This is a genomic window from Streptomyces sp. XY006, from assembly GCF_002237655.1.
GTDB lineage: Bacteria > Actinomycetota > Actinomycetes > Streptomycetales > Streptomycetaceae > Streptomyces > Streptomyces levis.
Genome location: NZ_NOKT01000012.1, coordinates 85,247 through 103,759 on the forward strand (window position 1 = coordinate 85,247; position 18,513 = coordinate 103,759).

An 18,513-nucleotide genomic window follows, 5' to 3' on the forward strand; every position below is an offset into this window, starting at 1 on the left:
TCCTCGTGTTTGGGTGGCGGGTTCGGCTACAGCGCCCTCAGTCCTTCGATGACCTCGCGCAGGATGCGTTCGTCGGGCAGTTGGGCCGGTGGCACGGGGCGGCTGACGGTGACGCAGCCGAGCTCCAGGAGGTCGCCGAGGAGTACCCTGACCACGCCCACGGGCAGGTCCGCTCCGGCGGCGAGTTCGGCGACCGACTGGGTCTCCTCACGGCACAGGTCGATCAGGGTGCGGTGTTCCGGGCCGAGCGGGGCGTCGTCCACGCCGGGCGCGCCCGGGTCCAGGGTGACCAGGGCGATCAGGTCGAACCGGACGCCCGTGGGACCGGGCCGGGTACGTCCCCCCGTCATGGCGTAGGGGCGGACGAGCGGGCCCGCCTCGTTGTCGTACCACTGGCTGCCCTGCTCGCGCGGGGTCTTCGTCATGTCCTCGGTCATCTGCGCGGACCGCCCTCCCGTCTCATCCGGCGGCGGGTGGCCGCGCGCCGACGCGGGGTGCCGTGCCGAGGTGCTCGCCGACGCGCTTGACCATGCGGGCCATCTCGTAGGCCACGAGGCCGATGTCGGCGGTCACGGCGATGAGGAGTGCGAGGCAGGAGCCGTCGCCCGCGGCGGCCACGAAGAGGAAGCCCTCGTCCATCTCCACCATCGTCTGACGGACCCCGCCGACGCCGAAGTGCCGTCCCGTTCCTTTGGCGAGGCTGTGGAACCCGGAGGCGACGGCGGCGAGATGCTCGGCGTCCTCACGGCGCAGGTCGCTCGATGCGCCCACCGCGAGGCCGTCGTTGGACAGCACCACGGCGTGCCGGATCTCGCTCACGCGGAGCACCAGATCGTCGAGCAGCCAGTCGAGTTCGCCGGAGTGCCGGGCGGAGTGCGTGCTCGGGTCCTGGATCATGCGCGGTCTCCTTCACTGCTGTCGCCGCCCATGTCGGGGCGGTAGGTGGTTCCGCGGCCGGGTCGCCTGCCGCCGCCGCGCGCCCAGCCGTCGCGGTAGGCGGCCATGCGGTCCCGTACGAGTTCGGGGGTGCGTTCGTCGTCCCGGGGTGCGGAGGCCTGGGGTGACTCCTCGGGGCGGCCGTCGCGCAGTTGCGGGGCGAGGCTGGCCTGGCGCACGCGACGCGGCAGTTCGTCGGATCCGTCGGGCTGCTCCTGGGCGCGGTGCAGTCGCAAGGTGGCGACTCCTGGAGGTGGGGTGGGGCTCATGGTCTCGGCGTGACTCGCGGTCTGCCCGGCCCGCCCGGTCTGCGCGGGGTGGGTGGTGTCTGCGGTGCCGGTGATTTCCACAGGGCCGGTGGCCGTACCGGGGCCGGTGGTGGTCCCGGCGGGGCCGGTGGCGGTCCCCGCCGGCCCGGTGGCGGTCCCCGCCGGCCCGGTGGCGTTCCTCGCCGGCCCGGTGGTGGCGGCGGGGCCGGCCGCGTCCGCTGACGCCACCGGCACGGGGGCCACCAGGGCCCGTCGGTCGGCCGGGGCGGGGACGGCCTCGTGCGGTGGGTCGGCGTCGGGCACGCGCGCGGAGGCCCGTTCCTCGTGCTGCCGCGCGTGGGCCGCAGCTGTGGAGGGACGTTCCGCCGCCGCGGAGTGCAGCAGTGCTGTGGGCAGCAGCACGACCGCTGTTGTCCCGCCGTACGGCGAGGTCCTCAGATGCACTTTGATGCTGTGCCGGGCGGCGAGCCTGCTGACGACGAACAGGCCCAGCCGGTCGCTGTCGAACAGATCGAGCGCCTCGGACTGGGCGATGCGGCGGTTGGCCTCGGCGAGGGTCTCCTGGCCCATGCCGAGTCCGCGGTCCTCGACCTCCACGGCGTAGCCGTTGCCGACGGGTTCCCCGGTGACCCGCACGCGCGTGTGCGGCGGCGAGAACTGGGCGGCGTTCTCGATGATCTCGGCCAGCAGGTGCGTGAGGTCGGCGACGGCGGCGCCGACGACGGCTGCCTCGGGGAGTTGCCGTACCTCCACGCGCGCGTAGTCCTCCACTTCGGAGACGGCGGCACGGACCACGTTGGTCAGCGGAACCGGCATGCGCCAGGCCCGGCCGGGGGCGGCTCCGGAGAGGATGATCAGGCTCTCGGCGTGGCGCCGCATGCGGGTGGTGAGGTGGTCGAGGCGGAAGAGGTCGCTCAGTTCGTTCGGGTCGTCGGAGCGGCGTTCCATGCTGTCGAGGAGGCTGAGCTGCCGGTGGACAAGGATCTGGCTGCGGCGGGCGAGGTTGACGAAGACGCCGGAGATGCCGCTGGCGAGTTCGGCGCGTTCCACGGCGGCCCGCAGCGCGGCCCGGTGGACGGTGCCGAGGGCCTCGGCGACCTGGCCGGTCTCGTCCTCAGCGGGTGGTCCCGGCGGGGCTTCGGCGTGGACGTCGATCTCCTCCCCCGCGCGCAGTCTCCGCATGGCCTCGGGGAGTTTGCGCCGGGCGATCTCCAGGGCGGTGTTGCGCAGGCTGACGAGTTCCACGACGAGACCGCGTCCGATGCGCACGGAGATGACGAGCGAGGCGGCGACGGCGGCGAGTCCGAGCAGCACGGCGGCTCCGGCCGGGGTGAGCAGGCCTCGGGTGAACGGGTCCGCTCGTCGGGCGACGCCGCGCGCCGCCTCGTCCTCGATCGTGCGCATGCCGTGCTGCACGCGCGCGTGCGCCGTGTTCCAGGTGGCTTCGGAGGCCTTCTCGACCGCCCGGGCCCCCGGCCCGTCGGCGAGGACCCTGTCCTCTACGGCGCCCAGCCCGGCATAGGCGCCGCTGTCGGCGAGGGCGTCCCAGGCGGAGCGCTCGGTGCCGCGCAGGTCGGCGACGGCGGATCCGGTGAGCGTGCGGCGCAGTTCGACGGCGCCGGTGAAGAGCCGCAGCCGCTCTCCGTGGAATGTGCCGTCCAGGCGGGCACTCGCCAGGACCGCGTCCTCCTGCGCCAGGGCCTCGCCCGCGCGGGCGAATTCGAGCAGCACGCGCGCGTCAGAGCCGAGGTCGGCATCCTGGATGCTGGTGAGGGCGCCGCCGACGCCGAACGCCGCCGCGATGGTCCGGGTGTAGCGGCCGTACGTCTCCGCCCAGCCGGCGCTGCCGTCCCGTACCGCGGTTCGCAGTGGGCGCAGTTCCTCTGCGGCGGTGACGAACTCCTCCAGCCTGCCGGCCACTCCGGCGGGCAGTTCCTCGCCGTCGGCGACGGTGCTGTCCTTGCCGAGCCGCAGCTTCGCGACGGCCCGGTCGGTGCGCCGGGCGAGCTCTCCCAGTTCGCCGGTGGGTACGGCGGAGGGGTCGGTGGCGTGGCGTACGGCGGCCGCGCGTTCCGCCTGGAGAGCGGCGATAGTGCCGGAGACGGGGGCGCGGACGGCGGCGTCCACGCGCTGCACCTGCCGGAGCCGGGCGACGTCCTGGGCGGTGGTGACGGTGGCGTAGGCCCACAGGGCCAGCAGGGAGACGACCGGCACCATCAGCAGGCAGACGATCTTGGCGCGCACGGTGCGCGGGCGTATGTGCCAGCGCTCCGCACGCGTGGACGCCCCGTCGGGTGCGCTGCCCGAGGGCTCTTCGGGGCCCTCGTCGGCGGGTGGTCCGGCGTGCGCACGACGACCGCGCACGGGCGGGGGCGGCGCCTCTGCGCCGGTGGTCGGTGGCCTACGGGGTGTACGCATGGACTCCTCGCTGGGGAGTGGGTCGGAGAGCGGGCCGCCCGCGACGGCGTGAGCGACAGGGGACTCGCAGGGACAGGGCGGGGACGCGGCGGACGGTCGGCGCGGGGATCACCGAAGACGCCCCCGGGGCCGAGGCGGGCCTGCGCGCGGCGCGCGGCGGGCCGGGGTCTGGGCCGGGACGAGCAACCGCCCCGCAGTGAGTCGTCCTCCGCCGGGGCCAGGTGCACGGGCTCGGAGCGAGCCGCCCGGAACGGCCCCGCACCGGTTGCGTGACCCCGTCCTCACGCCGGCTGCGCACGGCGCGGCGCTCCAGGGCAGGACGCCCCGGGGGCTCGACGTACGCCCTAGGGCGCGAGGCTCTCGACGGGCCGCTGGGCCGACGCGGACGCCTCCCGTTCCCCCGCCGTCGGCGACAGCGCGACGAAGGCCGACGTCAGGAACAGATAGGACCCGAGACCGACGGCGAGGGGGAAGATGAACTGCATCGCCGCGGCGCCGGGCAGGGCCTCTCCGGAGGGCGTCACCCGCACGCTCACCGCGAGCATGCCGGTGTAGTGCATGCTGCTGACCGCCGCGCCCATGATCAGGGAGGCGAGGGTGACCGCGACGGGCGACTTGATGTTGAGCGCCGCCCACAGCGCCGCTGTCGCGGCGACGACGGCGATCAGGACGGAGAGCATGACGAGCGCCGGGTCGTAGCTGACGTCACCGTGCAGGCGGACGGCCGCCATGCCGAGGTAGTGCATGCTCGCGACGCCGAGGCCGGTGGTGAGTCCGCCCACGAACAGCGCCCGGCCCCGGTCACGGCCGTAGCCGACGGCGAAGACGCCGGCGCAGACGACGACCATGGCCACGAGCAGGCTCAGCAGTGTGAGCGGCACGTCGTAGCGGATGTCGGTGCCTGTGACGCTGAAACCGAGCATGGCCACGAAGTGCATGGTCCAGATGCCGGTGCCGATCGCCGAGGCGGCGGTGAGGAGCCAGTTGCGGCGCGAGCGCCCCGTGGCGGCGAGGGCGCGGACGGTGCAGCGCAGTCCCAGGGCGGCGCCTATGCAGGCCATCACGTACGACAGCGCGGGGGTCAGCCACCCCAGGGCGGCGTGGTCCAGGTGTCCCATGGCCCCGGGACGCTAGACCCCGGGCGGGAGTACAAAGGGGGCGCATTTCGAAAGCTGTTGCAATCTGACACGCGATGCACCGGAACGATCGGGTCACGCTCGAACGTGTGCGCTGAGGCGTCATCCCTGCCGGTGAGGAATCATGCGGTGCATGAGCGACGACCAGACGCGTGTCCAGGAGTTCTTCACCGCCCGCGCCGCCGACTGGGACACACGGTTTCCTGACGACGGTCCGGCCTACGCCGCCGCGGTCGCGGAGCTCGGGCTGCGGGCGGGGGACCGTGTCCTCGACGCCGGTTGCGGCACCGGCCGCGCGCTGCCGCCCCTGCGCGCCGCCGTGGGGCCCTCGGGCGTGGTGATCGGGGCGGATCTCACCCCGGCCATGCTGCGGGAGGCCGTGCGGGCGGGACGGGACCGTGACGGGGCGCTGCTGCTCACGGACGTCGCCGCGCTGCCCTTGCGCGCCGGGTCGCTGGACGCCGTGTTCGGGGCCGGGCTCGTCTCGCATCTGGCCAGCCCGGCCGAGAACCTGCGGGAGCTGGCGCGTGTGGTGCGCCCCGGCGGTGTGCTGGCCCTGTTCCATCCGATCGGCAGGGCCGCCCTCGCGGCCCGCCACGGCCGTCCGCTCACCCCGGACGACCTGCGCGCGGAGCCCAACCTCCGCCCTCTGCTGGCCGGTTCGGGGTGGCGCCTGACGTCGTACGTCGACGAGGACTCCCGCTTCCTGGCCCTGGCCGTCCGCGAGAGCTGAGCCTCGCCCTCACCGTTCCCGGACCTGGCCGTCCGCGAGGCCCGGGCCTCATCCGGCTGCGGCGTCCGGCGCCTCCGTATGCCGCACCGGGCAGCCCCGGATGCCCGGGACCGGCCGTGTGCCGAGGTCGGCGAGTTCGTAGCCGTTCGGGTAGCCCTTGATCTCCCGGTTCTGGCGGGCGAAGTGCGGGGCGCTCCGGGGTGGCAGCAGCCGGACGGCGCGCCCCCGCAGCCGTACCGCGCGGCGCACCCACGCGCGCGTGAGGGCGCTCGGCGGGGTGTAGCGGAAGGCTTCCAGGAGCGAGTCGTCGAGCAGCGCGAGGGTCGTGGTGCGCAGCAGCGGCGCGAGCGGGCGCGGGTACCAGGAGGCCATCAGGTCGAGCGTGGCGTCCGAGACGCGGCGGGCGTCCTCGTCCCAGGCGAAGTGGGCCGCCTCGTAGTCGTCGAGGCAGGTCTCGAACTCCTCGTACGTCTCGGGGATGTCCTTGATGCCCATGTGGCGGCCGAGCGTGCGGTAGTGGACGACGGCGGCGACGGTCTCGTGGCGCGACATCCTGCGCCAGCCGTATGCGTCGATCCACCGTTTCGGCATCACGACGAACGTGCACAGCACGTAACGCATGTCCTCGTCGCTGATGTCGTAGCTGCGGTGCATGCCGTTGATCCGGCGGATCGCGGTCCGGCCCTGCTCGCTGCCGAAGCCGTGCTCGACGACGGCGTCCAGGAGCAGCGAGGTGTCGTCGTAGCGTTTTTGCGTGCGGTCCGTGAGTTCGGCGGTCTGAGCGAGCAGGCGGCCGATGCTCGGGACGGCGTAGGTGCGGTACAGGGCGAGTTCCAGGGAGCGGGCGAAGTCCCAGGGGAACTCGTAGGCCACACTGAGCCGGTAGATCTCCGTGGCCTCGCGGTACGGGTCCATCCCGCGGATTCGTTCGAGCCGTTCGAACCGCTTCACCGTGCCGTCCCCCTTCTGCCTCCGGGGCCCTAACTCTACGTTGGGGAATGGGAGATGAACGGTGAGCGGGGACAGCGCACAGGGGGAAGGTGGTCAGCATGTGGGACAGGATCCGCAAGGCCGGGGGCAAAGTCGCCGACACCCTGCGTCCGGAGCCGAAGGCGGGCGGCGGTGAGCGTCCGCACAACCTCTTCGAGGCCGCGGCCGTCTACGTCACGGCGAGCGCGCAGGACGATCAGGAACGGGCCGACGAGGCGGCCGGCTGGGTGTCCCCGGAGGCGCTGTCGTTCGGGGTGAACGAACTGGCCTGCCGGGCCGTGGTCGCGCTGGCGCGTGAGCGCGGCGAGTCGCCCGGGGCCGTGGCCCGGGACCTGCTGGGGCTGCCGGCGGCGTGACGGACCGGGCGCCGGACGGCCGATTCGCCCTCGTCCGCCGGAAAACTGCAGCTCCGGGTGTGCTTGCGAGGTCGTGACAAGCGGCTTCCGCTCGCACTAGGGTGCGCGCCGGTGGACCAATGATGGGGAGGCTGGGATGGCCGGGACGGACGAGGACACCGTCGCCGCCGCGGACGATGCGCTCTATGTGCTCACGGCGGTGCTGCTGACGCCGGCGAAGTTCCCGAGTGTGCTCGGCGACGACTACCCGGAGGCGTGCGCGGCGCTCGGCCTCGCGCCGCTCGCCGACGGCTACGGGCTGGTGCTCGGCCAGGACGGCGAGGGCGCCCGGTGGACGGTGGTCATCGACGACGTCTCCCTGGTGGCCGTCGCGATCGCGTCGTGGGACTGCGGGATGGAGTACGAGCTGTCGCCCGACGAGCGCACGGTCGTCGCGGCCCTGCCCGGCTGGCCCCTCGCGGTCGCCGTCGCGGCGCCCGGCGTGCCCGCGCCGCACGATCCCGGCCCGGAGGCCGACGACCGGCCGCCGCTGGCTCCGCCGGACACCGGCGTCTGGGGTCCGGCCCAGCGCCGCCTGGGCGCAGACGAGATCGCGCTGCAGTGGGCGACGTGGCGCGAGCAGGTCGACGACGCGGCCTTCCCGCAGCCCGCGGCGACGGCCGCGCCGGACGACGGGGGCGAGGCCGGCGGCGGTCCGGACCGCGGACAGGGGAGCAGCGGGCAGCCAGGGCACAGCGGCATCCGGCGCGTCCTGGCGGAGGCCCGCGCCTACATCGACTCGCCACCGCCGCTGGGCCGGGTGCGCTCCTCGTTCGCGCCGGGTGACGCGCGGACCCTGCGGGCCGACGGTCCGGGCTGGTCGCTGGTGGCCAGGACCGACGACATCGCCTTCGTCCTGCTGGACGAGGAGCCCGGCGAGGTCCTGCCGGTGGGGCGGGGCCCGGAGCTGCCGGGCCTCCTCGCGGCGCTCGACAAGATGGCCGTACGGCCGACCTGAGCGGCCCGGGCCATCAGCACGGCGCCGGGGCGTGCGGCCCTGGGCGCGTGCCCCGGCCGATCAGCGCCCCGTACCATCAGCGGACCCCACCATCAGCGGACCCGACGATCAATGGTCCCGGCGATCAGCAGTCACCGTCGGCCATCGGCGGCCCCGGGCGATCAGCGGCCCAGTTCCTTGCGGCTGACGCGGCGCAGCCTGCGGCGCTGTGCGGGGTCCAGCGCGAGGTAGGCAGCGGCCGGGACTCCGAGGATGATCAGAAGCGCGGCCCACCAGGGCAGCCAGATCAGCAGGATGAGCCCGGCCGCCACACCGCCCGCGGCGATCTTGGCGTTCTTCGACATGACTGTCGCCTCCTTCGCGGCCACTGCCGCTCTCTGTCCTGAAAACGGGCCCGCGCTTCCGGCGGTTCCGTTCGCCGCCCCTGAGACATCCCTGAGGCGCACCCCCGAGGCGACCCTGAGACGACGCACTGCCACGGCCGAACACCGCAGCGCCCACCACCGCGCATCCATAGTGACCCACCTCACAAGCCATCCACACCCACGCGCACCGAAAGTGCTGTACTCTCGGCGGCTCCGACTCCACTAGTCAAATTTGAGGAATAAGCCATAGCCGAGCAGTCGACTCCCCCGGCACCCTCCTCCGATCTCTCCGAACTGACCCACTGCAGCGCCGTGTTCCTGCCCGGCGACCCGGCCCGCACCGGCGCACTCGCCTTCTGGCGGCCCGACGGGGCGCCCCCGCCGACGGTCGCGTCGGCGGTCGCGTCGGCCTCCGTCGCGGACCTGACCGTCGCCGTGCCCGGCCGCGACGGGGCCGAGGCGGTGGGCGTCCCCGCCGTACTGGTGCCGGTGGGTGCGGCCCTCCCGCTCCTCACCCGCGCGCGCGTGACCGGCGAAGGCCATCGCGCCACCGTCTTCTGGGGCGCGGCCGCCTTCCAGGCCCTGCATCTCGTGGCGCGCGGACTGCTACTGCCGGGCCTGTCGCCGGGCGACCACGACGCCTGGCGCGTGGGACCGCTGGGCGCTGAGGACATCGAGGACCTGCGCCGCCTGGCAGCCGCGATGCCGCCCGAGGCACACGCCGTGCCGCTGCCGGGCGCACTGCCCCTGCCGGGCGCAGGGCTCCCGCCGGGCGCCGGACCGCCGGCGGGCGCTGTGCCGCGGTCGGGCACAGGGCCGCTGCGGCTGCCCGAACCGGAGCGGCTCCTGCGCGCCTTTCTCGACGCCGTGGCCGACAGCCTGCCCCGCTCCCCCGCCGCGCCCCTGGTGACCGGCGGGCCCGCCTACGCGGCACCGGAGCCGGTGCACCTGCCCGAGCAGCGCCCCTGGGCCGAGGACATCGCAGCCGGTCTCGACGCGGGCGTGCGGCTGTCGCTCCGGATCGAAGCGGACGGCCTGACCGGAACGGCCGACGACAAGGCATCCGCTGAGGCCTCCGTCGAGGCCTCCGACGACGCCTCCGACGAAACTCCCGATGAGGCATCCGACGACGCCGCCCGCGTGACGTTCCGTGCCGTGCTCCAGGTGCACGGCGTGAGCGACCCGGCGCTCGTCGCGGACGCCGCGGACGTCTGGGCCGGCACCGCGGGCGAGGCACTCGGCCCCCGTGCGCGGATGGACGCCCTGCTCGCCCTGCGCCGGGCCGCCCGGGCCTGGACGCCGCTCACCCCGCTGCTGTCGGCGGCCGTGCCGGACGCGGTGGAGCTCGCCGACGACGAGGTCACCGAGCTCCTCGGCACGGGCGCCCGCGCCCTGGCAGCGGCCGGCGTGGACGTGCACTGGCCGAGGGGACTGACCCGCGAGCTCACCACGCGCGCGGAGGTGGGGCCTGCCGACGAGGAGCAGGGGTTCGGCCGCTCCTCCGCCGCCGTGCCGTCGTTCCTGTCCGCCGACGCGCTGCTCGCCTTCGACTGGTCCTTCGCCTTGGGCGACCGGAAACTGACCCGCGCGGAGCTGGACCGCCTCGCCGAGGCCAAGCGCCCGGTGGTGCGGCTGCGCGACCAGTGGGTCCTGATCGACCCTCAGGAGGTCGCGCTCGCCCGCTCCCGGCAGGACCGCAAGGTCACCCCGGTCGACGCCCTGGGCGCCGCCCTGACGGGCTGGACCGAGGTGGACGGCCGTCGGGTCGAGGTTCGGCCCACGGGCTGGCTGGCGACGCTGCGGGAGCGGTTGGCGGACCCCGAGGCGCAGCAGCCCGTGGCGCAGCCGGCCGCCCTCGCGGCCACCCTGCGGGACTACCAGCGCCGGGGCCTGAACTGGCTCGCGAGCATGACGTCGCTGGGCCTGGGATGCTGTCTCGCCGACGACATGGGACTCGGAAAGACGATCACGCTGATCGCGCTGCATCTGCACCGGCAGTCCGACGCGGCGTCCGCCGGCCCGACCCTGGTGGTCTGCCCGACCTCCTTGATGGGCAACTGGCAGCGGGAGATCGAGCGGTTCGCGCCGGGCACGCCGGTGCGGCGCTTCCACGGCCCGCGCCGTGATCTGGCCGGTCTCGCCGACGGGGAGTTCGTGCTCACGACGTACGGCACCATGCGTCTGGACGCGGCCCGGCTGGCCGAGGTGTCCTGGGGCATGCTCGTGGCGGACGAGGCGCAGCACGTGAAGAACCCGTACTCCTCCACCGCGCGGCAGCTGCGCTCCATCGGGGCACGCGCGCGCGTGGCGCTCACCGGCACCCCGGTCGAGAACAACCTGTCGGAACTGTGGGCGATCCTCGACTGGGCCACCCCGGGGCTGCTGGGCCGGCTCGGCACCTTCCGCACGCGCTACGCCGAGGCCGTCGAGGGCGGCCGCGACCCGGCCGCCGCGGACCGTCTGGCCCGGCTCGTACGGCCGTTCCTGCTGCGCCGCCGCAAGGCGGACCCGGGCATCGCGCCGGAGCTGCCGCCGAAGACGGAGACCGATCACGCCGTGTCGCTCACCGCGGAGCAGACGGCGCTGTACGAGGCCGTGGTGCGCGAGGCGCTGGCGGACATCTCGGGAGCCGACAGCATGGTCCGGCGCGGCCTGATCGTGAAGCTGCTGACCGGTCTCAAGCAGATCTGCAACCACCCGGCGCAGTACCTCAAGGAGGAGCGGCCGGTCGTCTCCGGGCGCTCCGGAAAGCTGGAGCTGCTGGACGAACTGCTCGACACGATCCTCGCCGAGGGGGCGGGCGTGCTCGTCTTCACACAGTACGTGCGGATGGCCCGCCTGCTGGAGCGGCATCTGGCCGCCCGCGGCACGCCGTCGCAGTTCCTGCACGGCGGGACGCCCGTCGCGGAGCGGGAGGCCATGGTCCAGCGCTTCCAGGACGGCGAAGTGCCCGTGTTCCTGCTGTCGTTGAAGGCGGCCGGCACCGGCCTGAACCTCACCCGGGCCGAGCACGTCGTGCACTACGACCGCTGGTGGAACCCGGCCGTCGAGGCGCAGGCGACCGACCGCGCCTACCGCATCGGGCAGACCCGGCCCGTGCAGGTGCACCGGATCATCGCGGAGGGAACCATCGAGGACCGCATCGCGGAGTTGCTGACCCGTAAGCGGGAGCTGGCGGACGCCGTCCTCGGCTCCGGCGAGGCCGCGCTCACGGAACTGACCGACGCGGAACTGGCCGATCTGGTCGCACTGCGAGGAGGCCTGCGATGACCCGGCACGACGGTGACACGGAACGCACGTTCGCGGCGCTGCCGCCGGCCGGCGGGCGGAGCTTCGCCCAGACCTGGTGGGGGCAGGCGTGGCTGAAGGCGCTGGAGGACACGGCACTGGACAACGCACAGCTCAAGGCGGGCCGCCGGCTGGCCCGGGCGGGGGCGGTCGGCGCGGTCTCCGTGCGACCGGGCCGGCTCACGGCCGTCGTTCAGGACCGCGACCGCACGGCGCACCGGGCCGACGTCCTGCTGGAGCAGCTGTCGCCCGGGCAGTGGGACCGCTTCCTGGACATGACGGTGGAGCGGGCCGGGCACGTGGCGGCGCTGCTGGACCGGGAGATGCCGCCGCATCTGGTCGAGGACGCGGCGGCTGAGGGTGTCGACCTGCTGCCCGGCCTGGGCGACCTGGAGCCGGAGTGCGACTGCGGAGCCTGGGACCACTGCGGGCACACGGCAGCGCTCTGCTACCAGGTGGCGCGGCTGCTGGACCAGGACCCGTTCGTGCTGCTGCTGATGCGGGGGCGGGCCGAGGACGGTCTGCTGGCCGATCTTCAGAGACGCAGTGGCGCCTCCACGGTCGCGCCCACCACACCGGAGGGTGTCGACGCCGCCGAGGCCTACGCCACCGGGGACATCCTCCCGCCGCTCCCGGCCCTGCCCTCCCTGCCCGACGAGGCCGGTACGCCGCCCTCCCTGGACGCGGAGACAGCGCCCGCGCGCGGTGTCGACCCGGCCGCGCTGGAGTTCCTGGCCGCGCGGACGGCGGGACGGGCCCACAGCGTGCTCGGGGAGGTGCTCCGGGGTGCCTGCGAGGCGGAGCTGACGATCGCGCAGGACGCCGTGCGGCTGGCGGCGGGCGAAGCCGGGCAGCGAGCCTCCGCCCAGGAGGCCACCTCCTCGCAGCAGACCGCCGGCTCGCGGCAGACCGCTGCCTCACAGCAGACCGCTGCCTCGCAGCAGGCCGGCTCGCGAGAGGCCGCCTTCGGCCGGGAGTTGACGGATCGTCTCGCCGACGGCTCAGGACGCGGCCGGGAGGGTCTGGCGGCGGCCGTGCGCGCCTGGCGCCACGGCGGCGTCGAGGCACTGTCCGTCCTCGACGAGGAGTGGCGCGTGGAGGGCGAGGCGCTCGCACGCGCGCGTGCCGCCCTGGCATCGGCCTGGGACGCGGACGAGCGGCCGGAGCTGCGGGCCCGGGCCAACCGGTGGACGGCTGTCGGCGCGCCGGTGCAGTTGCGCCTCGGCCGGGACGGCCGGTGGTGGCCCTACCGCAAGGAACGCGGTCGCTGGCTGCCCGCGGGAGCCGCCACCCGGGATCCGGCCACGGCCCTGGCATCTGCATCCGCCTCTGCGTCGGCGGCGGAGCTCACCGGTGACACGGCCGCGCCCGGTTCAGGGCGGTAGCTCACTCACCGACATCCAGGGACGGAAGGAGCGATTCCAGCCCACTGGGCAGTCCGCTCGGCAACTTGCTCGGCAACTCAGTGGGCAGATCGCTGGGCAGGCCGCTCGGCAGCCGGGTCGGGAAACCCGACGGCAGATCGGTCGGCAGCTCGCTGGGCAACCGGGTGGGGATGCCGAAGGAGGGTGCCGGCGTGCTGCTCGATCCCGCTCCGGGCGGCTCGTCGTCCGGCGAGTCGTCCCGCCCCGAGGCCATCAGCACGACGACGGACACTGCCGCGACGGCCACGAGCACGGCCAGCAGCAGGAGCAGCGGATTACGGCGCCGGGGAGGCCCGGGCGGGTGGGGCGGTACGGGCGGCATGGCCATACCGACCAGAGTCGCCGCGCACCGCCCGGCGCGGGAGGGGCGCGCGGAAGCTGATACGGACTCACGGCGTGGACCGCACGATTCCGCAGCATGCCGGGCCCACCCGGCCGGGGCACCGTGGTCCTGCTACGTGGTCCCGCTGGCCCCAGGCCGGAGCATGCTCGTCCGCTCGGCCGGACGCGGCGGGTCCGCAGCCGGACGTGACCGGTCCACGGCCAAACGTGGCCCGTCCACGGCTCGACGTACCCGGCCCCGTCGACCGGCCGGACGCGCCCGGGCCCGTCGACCGGTCGGCATGACCGGCCGACGGGCCCGCACGCGCGCGTGCCGCCCGCTATCACCGCGACCGCACCCGGACGGGATCAGCCGCGCGCCCCCAGCAGGTGGTCCATGGCCAGCTGGTCCAGGTGCTCGAAGGCCATGCCGCGGGCCGCGGCGGCCTCGACGTCGAACGCCTCGAAGGCCGAACTGTCGGCGAGGAGGGCCTGCAGGCCGTCCGCCGCCGTGGGCTGGGCCAGCTCGTCCAGCCGGGCCGCCCGCAGGGCCTCCTGGACCTCCGGGTCGGCGCGGAACGCGGCCGCGCGCTCCTTGAGGATGAGGTAGTTGCGCATGCAGCCCGCCGCCGAGGCCCACACGCCGTCGAGGTCCTCGGTCCGCGGCGGCTTGAAGTCGAAGTGGCGCGGACCGGTGTAGCCGGCCGACTCCAGCAGGTCGACCAGCCAGAACGCGGCGCGCAGGTCACCGGCGCCGAAACGCAGGTCCTGGTCGTACTTGATGCCGGACTGGCCGTTGAGGTCGATGTGGAACAGCTTGCCCGCCCACAGGGCCTGCGCGATGCCGTGCGGGAAGTTCAGCCCGGCCATCTGCTCGTGCCCGACCTCGGGGTTCACGCCGTACAGCTCCGGACGCTCCAGGCGCTCGATGAACGCCAGGGCGTGGCCGACCGTCGGCAGCAGGATGTCGCCGCGCGGCTCGTTCGGCTTGGGCTCGATCGCGAAGCGCAGGTCGTAGCCCTGGGAGGTGACGTACTCACCGAGCAGGTCGAAGGCCTCCTTCATCCGGTCCAGGGCCGCGCGGACGTCCTTCGCCGCGCCCGACTCGGCGCCCTCCCGGCCGCCCCAGGCGACGTACACCTGGGCGCCGAGCTCGACGGCGAGGTCGATGTTGCGGATGGTCTTGCGCAGCGCGTACCGCCGCACGTCGCGGTCGTTGGCGGTGAACGCGCCGTCCTTGAAGACCGGGTGCGTGAAGAGGTTGGTGGTGGCCATCGGGACCTTCATGCCCGTGGCGTCCAGCGCCTGCCGGAAGCGCTTGATGTGGGCCTCGCGCTCGGTGTCGTTCGAGCCGAAGGGGATCAGGTCGTCGTCGTGGAAGGTGACGCCGTGGGCGCCGAGCTCGGCCAGGCGCTGCACCGTCTCGACCGGGTCCAGGGCACGCCGCGTGGCGTCGCCGAAGGGATCCCGTCCCTGCCAGCCGACGGTCCACAGGCCGAAGGTGAACCTGTCCTCGGGGGTGGGCTGGTAGCTCATGCCGCGGCTCCTTGCTCGCTGAGGCTATTTCGTCATGCCGATTTACAAATTAGTATGCGAACACCTCTCTGGGAAGAGACGACGTGCTCCGGAACGGAGACACGTGCCGCGCGCAGTAGGGAGAAGCCCGATGTCAGCAGCCGAGGGTCCGCTCGTCGTCGGCGTGGACTCGTCCACCCAGTCCACCAAGGCGCTGGTCGTCGACGTGGCGACCGGCCGGGTCGTCGCGAGCGGCCAGGCGCCGCACACGGTCTCCTCCGGGGCCGGCCGTGAGAGCGACCCGCGCCAGTGGTGGGACGCGCTGTGCGAGGCGCTACGCCAGTGCGGTGAAGCGGCGCACGAGGCCGCCGCGGTGTCGGTGGGCGGCCAGCAGCACGGCCTGGTGACCCTGGACGACCGGGGCGAGCCGGTGCGCCCGGCCCTGCTCTGGAACGACGTGCGCTCGGCGCCGCAGGCCCGCCGGCTCACGGAGGAGCTGGGCGGGGCGAAGTTCTGGGCGGAGCGGACGGGCAGCGTCCCCGCCGCCTCCTTCACGGTCACCAAGTGGGCCTGGCTGGCCGAGCACGAACCGGAGGCGGTCCGCGCCACGAGGGCCGTGCGCCTCCCCCACGACTACCTGACCGAGCGGCTCACGGGCCAGGGCACGACCGACCGCGGCGACGTCTCCGGGACGGGCTGGTGGGCGTCCGGCGCGGAGGCGTACGACGAGGAGATCCTGGCGCGGGTGGGACTCGACCCGGCCCTCCTCCCCCGGGTGGTCCGTCCCGGCGAGGTGGCGGGCACGGTGCGCGACAGTCATGATCTGCCGTTCTCCAAGGGGACGCTGGTCGCGCCCGGCACCGGCGACAACGCCGCCGCGGCCCTGGGCCTGGGCGTGCGTCCGGGCACGCCGGTGATGAGCCTCGGCACGTCGGGCACGGTGTACGCCGTGTCGAGGCACAGGCCCACCGACCCGAGCGGCACGGTGGCGGGCTTCGCCGACGCTCGCGGGGACTGGCTGCCGCTGGCCTGCACCCTGAACTGCACGCTCGCCGTCGACCGCGTCGCGACGCTGCTCGGCCTGGACCGCGAGGCCGTCGAACCGGGCACGGCCGTCACCCTGCTGCCCTTCCTGGACGGCGAACGCACCCCGAACCTGCCGAACGCCTCGGGCCTGCTGCACGGTCTGCGTCACGACACCACGGCCGGCCAGCTCCTCCAGGCCGCCTACGACGGCGCCGTCCACTCCCTGCTGGGCGCGCTCGACCTCGTCCTCGACGAGGACGCCGACCCCACGGCACCCCTGCTGCTGATCGGCGGCGGCGCCAGGGGCACGGCCTGGCAGGACACCGTACGGCGGCTGTCGGGACGTCCCGTGCAGGTGCCCGAGGCGAAGGAGCTGGTGGCGCTGGGGGCCGCCGCGCAGGCGGCCGGACTGCTGACCGGAGAGGATCCGGCGGCGGTCGCACGGCGATGGGACACGGCCGCCGGGCCCGTGCTGGACGCCGTGGAGCGGGACGAGGAGACGCTGGCGAGGATCGCCGGGGTACTCTCCGACGCGGCTCCGCTGCTGGAGCGGCCCACCGACACCCACTGAGGACTGGCGTCAGGCATGACCGCACCGCCGCACGAGCCCCATCCGACCGGACCGGAACCGCACGAGACCCCTACGGCCCGATCGGGACGCGCCCCGCACGAACCGCACGCCACCGGGCCTGCACGCACGCCGCACAAACCGCACCCCGCCGGGCCCGGGCGCACGCTGCCCGACACCCAGCAGGGCATGCGTCGGCGCAATCTCGCCCGCGTACTGCACACCGTGCGTGCCGAGGGGCCGCTCTCCCGGGCCGCCGTGGCCTCGCGGATCGGTCTGACCCGGGCCGCGGTGTCCACGCTCGTCGACGAACTGATCCGCTCGGGGCTGCTGGAGGAGCTCGGGCCCGAGCGGCCCGGCCGGGTGGGCCGCCCCGGCTCCGCGCTCGCGGTCAGCGGTCGCGGTCCGGCCGGGATCGGCGCGGAGGTCGGCGTGGACCACCTCGCGGTCTGTGCCGTCGACCTGCGCGGCGCGACCCGGTCCCGGGCGATACGCCAGGGCGCGAACCGCGGCCGCTCCCCCGAACCGGTGCTCGCCGAACTCACCGAGCTGATCCACCGGGTCGTCGCCGAGGCGGAGGGTGAGGGACTGTGGCCCGCCGGGCTCGCGGTGGCCGTACCGGGTCTGGTGGGGCGCGACGCCCGGACCGTGGTCCGCGCCCCGAACCTGGGCTGGCACGACACGGACCTGGGCCCGCTGTTGCCGGCGGACCTCCCGCTGACCGTGGACAACGAGGCCAACTTCGGCGCCCTGGCGGAGCTGTGGCTCGGCGAGGGCACCCCGCGCGACTTCCTGCACGTGTCGGCGGAGATCGGTATCGGCGCGGCGGTCGTCGTGGACGGCGGGCTGCTGCGCGGAACGCGCGGATTCGCGGGCGAGTTGGGGCATGTGCCGGTCCGGCCCGACGGCCCGGAGTGCGCCTGCGGGGGGCGCGGGTGCCTGGAGCAGTACGCCGGTGAGGAGGCGGTGCTGCGCGCGGCCGGTCTCGAACCGGACGAGGACCGGGTCGGGTTGCTCGCGGGACGCGCGGCCGAGGGCGACGCGGACGTCCGCCGGGCCCTGAGCGACGCGGGCACCGCGCTCGGCATCGCCCTGACCGGCGCGGTCAATCTGCTCGATCCCGAGAGCGTGGTGCTGGGCGGGGAGCTGTCCGGGCTCGCGCCCTGGCTGCTGCCCGCGCTGCGGGACGAGCTGGCCCGGCGCACCGCCGGCCCGGCCTGTCCCGTGTCGGTGTCCCGGCTTGGCCCTCAGGGACCGCTGCTCGGCGCGGCGCACTCGGTCGTGCGAGCGGTGCTGGACGATCCGGCGGCGGCCGCGCAGCGGGCCTGAAGACCGGCCGGGCCCACCACGGCGTACGCGGTCAAGACGCCGCAATCACCCGACCGGGTGAGCGAGTTGTCCACAATCCCCTGTCCTTCCACGAAAACGCAGTGCGTCCCCCGGACCGCCCTGCGGGCGCCGTAACTTGATCGACGCGGGCCGCGACCACACCGGCCGCCTGCTCCGCGCAGTCGAGCACGACACCCCCGCCCGTCGATCCCGGAAGGCACACCCATGGACCGGACCACTCCCTCCCCCAGCAGGCGCGGCCTCCTCGTCGGAGCCGCCCTCACCGCCGTCCCCTCCGCCCTGTTCGCCGGCACACGCGCCGTGGCCCGGTCCCAGGCCGTCGACCACCCCGGAGCGGCATGGCATCCGGCGAGCCGCGCCAACTACACGCCCTCGAACCGCCCCAGGGCCCACCCGCTGCACTACGTGGTCATCCACGTCGCGCAGACGACGTATGCCGGCACCCTGTCGGTCTTCCGCGACCCGGGGAAGAAGGTGTCCGCCCACTATGTGGTGCGCGCCTCCGACGGGCACGTGGCGCAGTGCGTACGCGAGACCGACATCGCCTGGCACGCGGGGAACTGGGACTACAACACCCGCAGCATCGGCATCGAGCACGAAGGCTGGGTGGACCGGCCCCGGTACTTCACCGACGCCATGTACGAGCGGTCGACCCGGCTCACGGCGGCGATCTGCGCGCGGTACGGCATCCCCCGCAACCGCGCGCACATCATCGGCCACCACGAGGTGCCGGGCAGCGACCACACCGATCCGGGCCGGCACTGGGACTGGAAGCGCTACCTCAGACTCGTCAAGTCGGCCTGAGGACCGGGCCGGTGTCC

At 74.4% G+C, this 18,513-nt stretch carries 16 protein-coding genes; 8 read left to right on the forward strand and 8 right to left on the reverse strand.

What is annotated here, in order from left to right; all coding sequences use genetic code 11:
* Nucleotides 1-26: 26 nt before the first annotated feature.
* The 4 genes from CHR28_RS15715 to CHR28_RS15730 form a co-directional block, all read right to left on the reverse strand.
* Nucleotides 27-437, reverse strand: coding sequence for a DUF742 domain-containing protein (locus tag CHR28_RS15715; RefSeq protein ID WP_094054256.1), 411 nt, complete (start codon nt 435-437; stop codon nt 27-29).
* 22 nt (nt 438-459) lie between these two features.
* Complete coding sequence (locus tag CHR28_RS15720; RefSeq protein WP_094054257.1) at nt 460-897, reverse strand: roadblock/LC7 domain-containing protein; 438 nt, start codon at nt 895-897, stop codon at nt 460-462.
* Nucleotides 894-3,623 (reverse strand): sensor histidine kinase, encoded by a 2,730-nt coding sequence (locus tag CHR28_RS15725; RefSeq protein ID WP_094054258.1) that lies wholly within the window; start codon nt 3,621-3,623, stop codon nt 894-896. Before CHR28_RS15725 ends, CHR28_RS15720 begins: the two co-directional genes overlap by 4 nt.
* Nucleotides 3,624-3,967: 344 nt before the next feature.
* Complete coding sequence (locus CHR28_RS15730; protein WP_094054259.1) at nt 3,968-4,741, reverse strand: MHYT domain-containing protein; 774 nt, start codon at nt 4,739-4,741, stop codon at nt 3,968-3,970.
* A gap of 151 nt (nt 4,742-4,892) precedes the next feature.
* Between CHR28_RS15730 and CHR28_RS15735 the strand changes: the two genes are divergently transcribed.
* On the forward strand, nt 4,893-5,492 hold the full coding sequence (locus tag CHR28_RS15735) for a class I SAM-dependent methyltransferase (protein WP_094054260.1): 600 nt from the start codon (nt 4,893-4,895) through the stop codon (nt 5,490-5,492).
* Nucleotides 5,493-5,540: 48 nt separating this feature from the next.
* Here the strand turns inward: CHR28_RS15735 and CHR28_RS15740 are convergent, their stop codons facing one another.
* Nucleotides 5,541-6,443, reverse strand: a complete 903-nt coding sequence (locus CHR28_RS15740) for an oxygenase MpaB family protein (protein ID WP_179272459.1) — start codon at nt 6,441-6,443, stop codon at nt 5,541-5,543.
* A gap of 98 nt (nt 6,444-6,541) precedes the next feature.
* Between CHR28_RS15740 and CHR28_RS15745 the strand changes: the two genes are divergently transcribed.
* A complete protein-coding gene (locus CHR28_RS15745; RefSeq protein WP_094054262.1) occupies nt 6,542-6,838 on the forward strand; it encodes a hypothetical protein in 297 nt (98 codons plus the stop codon).
* A gap of 136 nt (nt 6,839-6,974) precedes the next feature.
* Nucleotides 6,975-7,835 carry a hypothetical protein gene (locus CHR28_RS15750; protein ID WP_094054263.1) on the forward strand — a complete coding sequence of 287 codons (861 nt, stop codon included), beginning with the start codon at nt 6,975-6,977 and terminating at the stop codon, nt 7,833-7,835.
* Between the two features lie 161 nt (nt 7,836-7,996).
* On the opposite strand, the gene CHR28_RS15755 is transcribed toward CHR28_RS15750, so the two are convergent.
* Nucleotides 7,997-8,179 (reverse strand): hypothetical protein, encoded by a 183-nt coding sequence (locus CHR28_RS15755; RefSeq protein WP_094054264.1) that lies wholly within the window; start codon nt 8,177-8,179, stop codon nt 7,997-7,999.
* A gap of 333 nt (nt 8,180-8,512) precedes the next feature.
* On the opposite strand from CHR28_RS15755, the gene CHR28_RS15760 reads away from it, so the two are divergent.
* The gene (locus CHR28_RS15760; RefSeq protein ID WP_256984268.1) at nt 8,513-11,470 is read left to right on the forward strand and encodes a DEAD/DEAH box helicase; all 2,958 of its coding nucleotides are present in this window, start codon (nt 8,513-8,515) and stop codon (nt 11,468-11,470) included.
* Nucleotides 11,467-12,873, forward strand: coding sequence for an SWF or SNF family helicase (locus CHR28_RS15765; protein WP_094054266.1), 1,407 nt, complete (start codon nt 11,467-11,469; stop codon nt 12,871-12,873). The genes CHR28_RS15760 and CHR28_RS15765 overlap by 4 nt, the downstream gene beginning before the upstream one ends.
* Before the next feature lies 1 nt (nt 12,874).
* Here CHR28_RS15765 and CHR28_RS15770 read toward each other — a convergent pair whose 3' ends face one another.
* Entirely contained in the window at nt 12,875-13,240 is a 366-nt protein-coding gene (locus CHR28_RS15770; RefSeq protein WP_094054267.1) for a hypothetical protein, read from the reverse strand.
* 362 nt (nt 13,241-13,602) lie between these two features.
* The gene (gene xylA / locus CHR28_RS15775; protein WP_094054268.1) at nt 13,603-14,769 is read right to left on the reverse strand and encodes a xylose isomerase; all 1,167 of its coding nucleotides are present in this window, start codon (nt 14,767-14,769) and stop codon (nt 13,603-13,605) included.
* 130 nt (nt 14,770-14,899) lie between these two features.
* Here xylA and xylB point away from each other — a divergent pair, with 130 nt between their 5' ends.
* The 3 genes from xylB (at nt 14,900) to CHR28_RS15790 (ending at nt 18,496) form a co-directional block, all read left to right on the forward strand.
* Nucleotides 14,900-16,345, forward strand: a complete 1,446-nt coding sequence (gene xylB, locus CHR28_RS15780) for a xylulokinase (RefSeq protein ID WP_094054269.1) — start codon at nt 14,900-14,902, stop codon at nt 16,343-16,345.
* 186 nt (nt 16,346-16,531) lie between these two features.
* Nucleotides 16,532-17,671, forward strand: a complete 1,140-nt coding sequence (locus CHR28_RS15785; RefSeq protein ID WP_373453358.1) for an ROK family protein — start codon at nt 16,532-16,534, stop codon at nt 17,669-17,671.
* A gap of 225 nt (nt 17,672-17,896) precedes the next feature.
* Nucleotides 17,897-18,496 (forward strand): N-acetylmuramoyl-L-alanine amidase, encoded by a 600-nt coding sequence (locus CHR28_RS15790; RefSeq protein ID WP_094054271.1) that lies wholly within the window; start codon nt 17,897-17,899, stop codon nt 18,494-18,496.
* Nucleotides 18,497-18,513 lie beyond the last annotated feature (17 nt).

What these genes read in the sequence shown, in the direction of transcription:
- CHR28_RS15715 (WP_094054256.1), bottom strand. Translation starts at nt 437, where the DNA reads ATGACCGAGGACATGACGAAGACCCCGCGCGAGCAGGGCAGCCAGTGG.
- CHR28_RS15720 (WP_094054257.1), bottom strand. Translation starts at nt 897, where the DNA reads ATGATCCAGGACCCGAGCACGCACTCCGCCCGGCACTCCGGCGAACTC.
- CHR28_RS15725 (WP_094054258.1), bottom strand. Translation starts at nt 3,623, where the DNA reads ATGCGTACACCCCGTAGGCCACCGACCACCGGCGCAGAGGCGCCGCCC.
- CHR28_RS15730 (WP_094054259.1), bottom strand. Translation starts at nt 4,741, where the DNA reads ATGGGACACCTGGACCACGCCGCCCTGGGGTGGCTGACCCCCGCGCTG.
- CHR28_RS15735 (WP_094054260.1), top strand. Translation starts at nt 4,893, where the DNA reads ATGAGCGACGACCAGACGCGTGTCCAGGAGTTCTTCACCGCCCGCGCC.
- CHR28_RS15745 (WP_094054262.1), top strand. Translation starts at nt 6,542, where the DNA reads ATGTGGGACAGGATCCGCAAGGCCGGGGGCAAAGTCGCCGACACCCTG.
- CHR28_RS15750 (WP_094054263.1), top strand. Translation starts at nt 6,975, where the DNA reads ATGGCCGGGACGGACGAGGACACCGTCGCCGCCGCGGACGATGCGCTC.
- CHR28_RS15755 (WP_094054264.1), bottom strand. Translation starts at nt 8,179, where the DNA reads ATGTCGAAGAACGCCAAGATCGCCGCGGGCGGTGTGGCGGCCGGGCTC.
- CHR28_RS15765 (WP_094054266.1), top strand. Translation starts at nt 11,467, where the DNA reads ATGACCCGGCACGACGGTGACACGGAACGCACGTTCGCGGCGCTGCCG.
- CHR28_RS15770 (WP_094054267.1), bottom strand. Translation starts at nt 13,240, where the DNA reads ATGGCCATGCCGCCCGTACCGCCCCACCCGCCCGGGCCTCCCCGGCGC.
- xylA (WP_094054268.1), bottom strand. Translation starts at nt 14,769, where the DNA reads ATGAGCTACCAGCCCACCCCCGAGGACAGGTTCACCTTCGGCCTGTGG.
- xylB (WP_094054269.1), top strand. Translation starts at nt 14,900, where the DNA reads ATGTCAGCAGCCGAGGGTCCGCTCGTCGTCGGCGTGGACTCGTCCACC.
- CHR28_RS15785 (WP_373453358.1), top strand. Translation starts at nt 16,532, where the DNA reads ATGCGTCGGCGCAATCTCGCCCGCGTACTGCACACCGTGCGTGCCGAG.
- CHR28_RS15790 (WP_094054271.1), top strand. Translation starts at nt 17,897, where the DNA reads ATGGACCGGACCACTCCCTCCCCCAGCAGGCGCGGCCTCCTCGTCGGA.